This is a genomic window from Psychroserpens sp. BH13MA-6, assembly GCF_052983595.1.
This window is the reverse complement of the sequence record NZ_JBRJGE010000017.1, coordinates 1-5,857: the sequence shown is the minus strand read 5'-3', so window position 1 is coordinate 5,857 and position 5,857 is coordinate 1. Positions and strand designations below refer to the sequence as shown.

Below are 5,857 nucleotides of genomic sequence, written 5' to 3'. Positions count from 1 at the left end.
TAAATAATTATTGTCGTTGTTTTTACAACTGTACAATAGCATCAGAATTAGAAAGGCCTTGCTGAATGATTTCATTCGGTAGATTTGTTATTGTTCATATTACTGCCAACGTAATTGTGTATGATATCGTGCGATTGGAAATGATCGTTATTTTCCGTCGTTACGATTCTAAAGTTTAAATATAAGAATTAAAACTGAAGCTAGAGTAGAGCATGAATTATACACGTTGTTAGCTACTGTAGGGCAGAAGAGGTCATAGGCAAACCACAAAGCTGCGGAATATTCCGCATTGCAACCGAATCAGAATGCACAGAAAACAATTTGGCTGAAAAGCCCAAGAATCCGCTACGTTTCCAAACACACACGAATAAAATCGCATTTAGGTTGCAACCCGGTTCAAGAAATGAGCATCATTTTCAGAGTAATAGTTTTAGAAGAATCCGAAGTGCTGAGGTCTATTCAGAAAGTTTCCTGACCAGCTTTATTTTCGGTAATGCACTATTGTTGCTAACGTAATTGTGTATGATATCGTGCGATTGGAAACGATCGTTATTTTCCGTCGTTACGATTCTAAAATTTAAATATAAGAATTAAAACTGAAGCTAGAGTAAAGCATGGATTATACACGTTGTTAGCACCAGTTTTATTTTTTCGATTTATGGCAACTAATTCCCCAAATATTTAATTTGTCCAAAGAATAGTCAATCTCAACCGTATTTTGATTAATAACTTTAAATTCATTTCCTACTTTATAGTTTGAGTCAAAAAGGTCATTTAAATTCAGCGTGTTTTTTTTTCGTTCCGCAAAGTTCAGCAATACGGTTTTTTCATTTCCGCTCCAAATTCCGTTCGAGTTTATTATGTCAGATTCAGGTTCAGCGTCTTGCATTGGTTCAGGATAAATACTCATATAAAATTCAAAAGTTCCATTCGGAATTAAAGTCAGTTTTATAAGAGCCAAGTCATTATCTCCGCTTAAATAGACAACTGTATCGTTAAGCACTAAATTTTCAGGTTTGATAATTTCCGTTTCAGTATTCAATTCCGCATTTAGCGTTTTTTCAGATTTCTTACTTTGGCAAGAAAAGACTATTAAAATCAAAAATAAAAATATTGCTTTTCTCATTGTCGTTCTCAAATTGGTGCTAACGTAATTGTGTATGATTTGTTGCGGAATTTCAGCCGAAGCGCTTTGCGCTTGGAAGAGCCGTTTACGGCGAAAATTCCGCTGGAAAAAAAGTGCGAGGTTGAACCAGCAATTCTTTCCGAGTTTTAAAGATAGTAAATTATGTGAGAATTTTTCCTTGTCTTAACCAACCTACCGCAATGAATTATACACGGTGTTACAAACAGTTTTTATTCCACTTTTTCATATTCGTATGTTGTTCTATTGTTTTCTTCAAGAGTTTCACCATTTCTATAGAAGTTTTCAATACTCAATTCAGTTGCTGTCAGATCTAAAACATTATATCTAAAATCCGAATTTTGACCGAAAATAATTTTTAGTTCACTTCCATTTAACTCATATTGTTGATTGTCTGTAAAAAATTCGCAAGGGTCATTATCAGTATAATATGAAATCAAAGTTCCATTTGAATTGAAAGTCAGAGTTTCTTGTAATTCACAATCCGATAAATTTTCATTTTGTCCATCGTAGATTTGATTGACCAAAACCCATTCTCCAATAATTGTAGGTTCATTTGAGTTTGAATCATTATTATCAGAAGAACAAGATAAAATCGTTAATCCGATTAAAAGTCCAAGCAGTAAATTCAGTTTTTTCATTTCGTATAGTTAGGTTAAAATTGTTTGTAACGTAATTGTGTATGATTAGTTGCGGATTTACAGCTAGCGTTTGCGGCTGATGTTCCGCGGGAAAGACGCAAGCTGTTGGGCTCAAATTTTTCCGTTAAGACTAAGATAGTAATTTGTAGGAGAAATTCCTTGTCTTAACCAACTGAGCAATTAATTATACACGTTGTTGTGCTTTCGTTTATTTATTGTGGCTTTGAATATTCGATTAATTCCTCCACGTAATGAAAATCACCTTGATTTTGAGTAAGTTTAATGAAGTTTTTTACAGCAGGTGCATATAACCAAACTTCTGTTTCATTTGCGTTATATCCTCTGGAATTAGTCGTTTTTCCAGAGTATTTAATTGTGTAAGCCATAAAGGTTCCTGCTTCTACAGTTTCTTCTTGGTATGATAGTACTTCGGCATTCTGACTTTGGTTCCCAGTAGTTCCATCTTGACTTGTCCAACTGTTTTCATATTTCCATTTTTTGCCTACTTCAAGAGGCCAGTCGTACTTCGGTGTTTCACTTACATCTGGTTTAACGATTTCTGTAACGGGAATAGTATCTTTTCCAATAGTCATACCTAGGACTCCGTCAAAACTTACTATTTCTCGTGTATCTGTTCCATCAGAGCGTACTTCTCCTTCAGTAGTCACCCCTTTATATTTCCAGACCCATTTCTCACCAAGCTGATAATCATTTAGAGTTGGCTGATTAGTTGTATTCGATTTAGTTGAGTTGTTACAGGCACTAAATAATACTAATGCAAGTAATAGTAGAATTTGATTTTTCATTTATATTGTTTAGAACAATAGGACGTGGAAGTTTCAAATTTGTTACAATTACTAAAAGTGGATGACAAGCACAGAAATATATATGTCATAAGTTAGCTTTGGTTATTCTTTTCTAAAGATTGGTATTCAATATCTATTTGCTCGATTAATTCTGTTATCCTCTTTTTTAATAAAACTGATTGCCTTGTATAATAATTAAGTTGTCTTGATGAAATATAAATATCGGCTAATATCTGTTTGTCAGTAATTGTAATTGGTGAGCCAAAATCACCATATTTTATTTCATACGCATATTTATTTCGTAATTCATTAGAACGATCCAATACATCCTCTCCGATATTGATGATATTTTGGGCTTCTAATTCATAGATATTTTGAATAGTATTAAATAGCTCCCGATTGCTTATAATGTTTGATTTTCCTTCAGATATCATTGAATTATAAGTTCCAATTTTTGGTCGAAATTTTCTATCTGTAAAAAAAATATATTCTAATTCAGATACTCCGGCTACTTTAGGAAGCTCACCAATAATTTCTTCAAAAATGAAGTCAATAGTAGAGTCTTGAGACATTATTTGAGCAATTCGCCATTTGTGATCTTGAATGACTTGAGACAACAATAAGGTATCTTGAATTAGATCACTCTTTATTTCTTTAAGATAGACTTTCTCTGTCTCTTGTGTTTTTCTTAATTCATTTGAATTATTGATACTTAACGCAATTAAAATTCCAATAACGACGAGTATAATTTCTCCAATAGCATAAAGAAGATAATTAATGACCTTTTTATCCTTAATCATATTCTGTCTTATTTTTCTAAAGATTTTTGCCATTGACTAGTGTTTGAATTAAATGAAGCACAACGGTTTTGTGTATGGCTCGTTGCGGAAAATCAGCTATGATTTTCCGCCGTAACCGAAAGATAGCAAATTGCAATGAATTCCGATTAGGAATTCAGCCGCAATGAGCTATACACGTTGTTGTAAACTGTGCTTTTATTCTATTCACAATGCTGTTCAATTCGTTCTTGTGCATATTCAACACCTAATTCCTTTGCTTTTTTCCAATTCACACAAGCCTCTGATTTTTTATCTTGATTATATTTCGTATTACCAATGTTGAAATAAGTCATAGCATCATTTGGTTTTAATTCCAATGCCTTTTGATAATCGGCAAGAGCACCTTCATAATCGCCATTTTCGTCTTTTACTGTTCCGCGATTTACTATTGCATCAATAAAATCAGGTGCAATTTCGATTGCTTTATCATAGTCACCTATTGATGATTTCCAAGTATAAAATTCATTTTTTACTATTGCTCTTGAATAATAAGAATTCGGGTCCTTTGGATTAATTTCCAATACAATAGTCCAATTGGCTATTGCACCACTCAAGTCATTAGAATTATATAAGTCAATTGCTTTATTGAAGTAGTAATCCTCTTTTGACTTGTCAAAATCTGGTAATTCAGGTTCTTTGTCAATTAAGGCTCCGTAAGCGTCAAGTTTACAATCAAATTCATATCCTCTTTTTGCCATATCTAAAGCCCAATACAATAAATTCTCTTTAGTTATAGGAAATAAATCGGTTTTACCTCTTAATTCAAAACTTCCTTCCCAAGTTGTATATTCCTCAAATGAGTAACCGTAATTTGATTTCAGATATTCGTTTAACTTTTCCAGCTTTTCTTTTGTATCTGATAAGAAGTGAAAATCAAATTTAGCATATGCGAAGTCGGTCAAACCGTTCTTTTTCATATTCCCATAAACGTCTTCGGCTGAAACCATTTCTTTTCCAAAATTATTAACGAAGTCGTTCCAAGTAAAATATGTATTCTCCATTTCTTGACAGTAAGAATTAAAAATTGAAAGTGATAATATGATTAATAGTAGTTTCTTTAGCATTGTTTACNCAGTAAGAATTAAAAATTGAAAGTGATAATATGATTAATAGTAGTTTCTTTAGCATTGTTTACAACGTAATTGTGTATGATTTGTTGCGGAATTTCAGCCGAAGCGCTTTGCGCTTGGATGAGCCGTTTACGGCGAAATCCACAGGATTCATGAATACCAAAATATAAAATAGATATGACATGAATAAAATTCCGCTGGAAAAGAAGTGCAAGGCTGAGCCAGCAATTCTTTCCGAGTTTTAAAGATAGTGAATTATATGAGAATTTTTCCTCGTCTCAGCCATCATACAGCAATGAATTATACACGTTGTTGTGAGCTGGCTTTTTTTTCACTTTAATATAATTCCATATAACCATAGAAGTCCGTAAATATTGGCAATTCCAAAAATTACTCCGAATATCAGTTCTTTATTAATTCGGTATTTTTTTAATTCCGAACCTAATGTTTTTAAATTTTGTTCTGTTTCAATACCGATTTTAGTTTTCGCAATTCGGTCTCCAATTCTGCGTGATGGACTTACAAATGTAAACATCAAATCGATTGGGATAATTGGTAAAAAATTCCGTAAAGAGCTTTGCCATTCAGACGCTTTTTCATTTTTAAGATTTTTAACTTGAATTCCGAAAAGTCTTTTTCCGATACTTTTTCCATTTAGAAAGTCCTTATTCATAGCGATTGGATAGACAATCATCATTGCCAGAAATAGATTATCAGTCGAAGCAACAATCAGAAATCCGATTGTTCCAATGATCATATAATCAACTACAAATGCTTTGATTCTATTTTCTAATATTGATTTCAGGCGATGGGTTTTTTAGCTTGCTCACAACGTAATTGTGTATGATATCGTGCGATTGGAAATGATCGTTATTTTCAGTCATCACGATTTTAAAGTTTAAATATAAGAATTAAAACTGAAGCTAGAGTAGAGCATGGATTATACACGTTGTTAGCTACTGTAGGGCAGAAGAGGTCATAGGTAAACCACAAAGCTGCGGAATATTCCGCATTGCAACCGAATCAGAATGCACAGAAACCCATTTAGCTGACAAGCCCAAGAATCCGCTACTTTTTCAAACACATAACGAATCAAATCGCATTTAGGTTGCAACCTAGTTTAAGAAATGAATATCATTTTCAGAGTTATAGTTTTAGAAGAATCCAAAGTGCTGAGGTCTATTCAGAAAGTTTCCTGACCAGCTTTAATTTCGGTATTGCACTATTGTTGCTAACGTAATTGTGTATGGTTTGTTGCGGGAATGCAGCGCACGCCTGCGGCTGGATTTCCGAGGGAAAACGTGCGCTGCGCGAACTGATTTTCCGATTTATATTTTAATAAATGTAAGAAAAATTC

At 33.2% G+C, this 5,857-nt stretch carries 6 protein-coding genes; all 6 read right to left on the bottom strand.

Features of this window, described 5'->3' with window-relative positions; all coding sequences use genetic code 11:
- Positions 1-643 precede the first annotated feature (643 nt).
- Positions 644-1,126 (bottom strand): hypothetical protein, encoded by a 483-nt coding sequence (locus ACU8DI_RS15090; RefSeq protein WP_447113628.1) that lies wholly within the window; start codon positions 1,124-1,126, stop codon positions 644-646.
- A 230-nt stretch (positions 1,127-1,356) separates the two neighbouring features.
- Positions 1,357-1,785, bottom strand: a complete 429-nt coding sequence (locus tag ACU8DI_RS15085) for a lipocalin family protein (RefSeq protein WP_447113627.1) — start codon at positions 1,783-1,785, stop codon at positions 1,357-1,359.
- 212 nt (positions 1,786-1,997) lie between these two features.
- Positions 1,998-2,591 carry a hypothetical protein gene (locus ACU8DI_RS15080; RefSeq protein ID WP_447113626.1) on the bottom strand — a complete coding sequence of 198 codons (594 nt, stop codon included), beginning with the start codon at positions 2,589-2,591 and terminating at the stop codon, positions 1,998-2,000.
- 92 nt (positions 2,592-2,683) lie between these two features.
- The gene (locus ACU8DI_RS15075) at positions 2,684-3,424 is read right to left on the bottom strand and encodes a DUF6090 family protein (RefSeq protein ID WP_447113625.1); all 741 of its coding nucleotides are present in this window, start codon (positions 3,422-3,424) and stop codon (positions 2,684-2,686) included.
- Positions 3,425-3,591: 167 nt separating this feature from the next.
- On the bottom strand, positions 3,592-4,431 hold the full coding sequence (locus ACU8DI_RS15070; protein WP_447113624.1) for a tetratricopeptide repeat protein: 840 nt from the start codon (positions 4,429-4,431) through the stop codon (positions 3,592-3,594).
- Positions 4,432-4,831: 400 nt separating this feature from the next.
- Positions 4,832-5,281 (bottom strand): RDD family protein, encoded by a 450-nt coding sequence (locus ACU8DI_RS15065; protein WP_447113629.1) that lies wholly within the window; start codon positions 5,279-5,281, stop codon positions 4,832-4,834.
- Between the last annotated feature and the right edge of the window lie 576 nt (positions 5,282-5,857).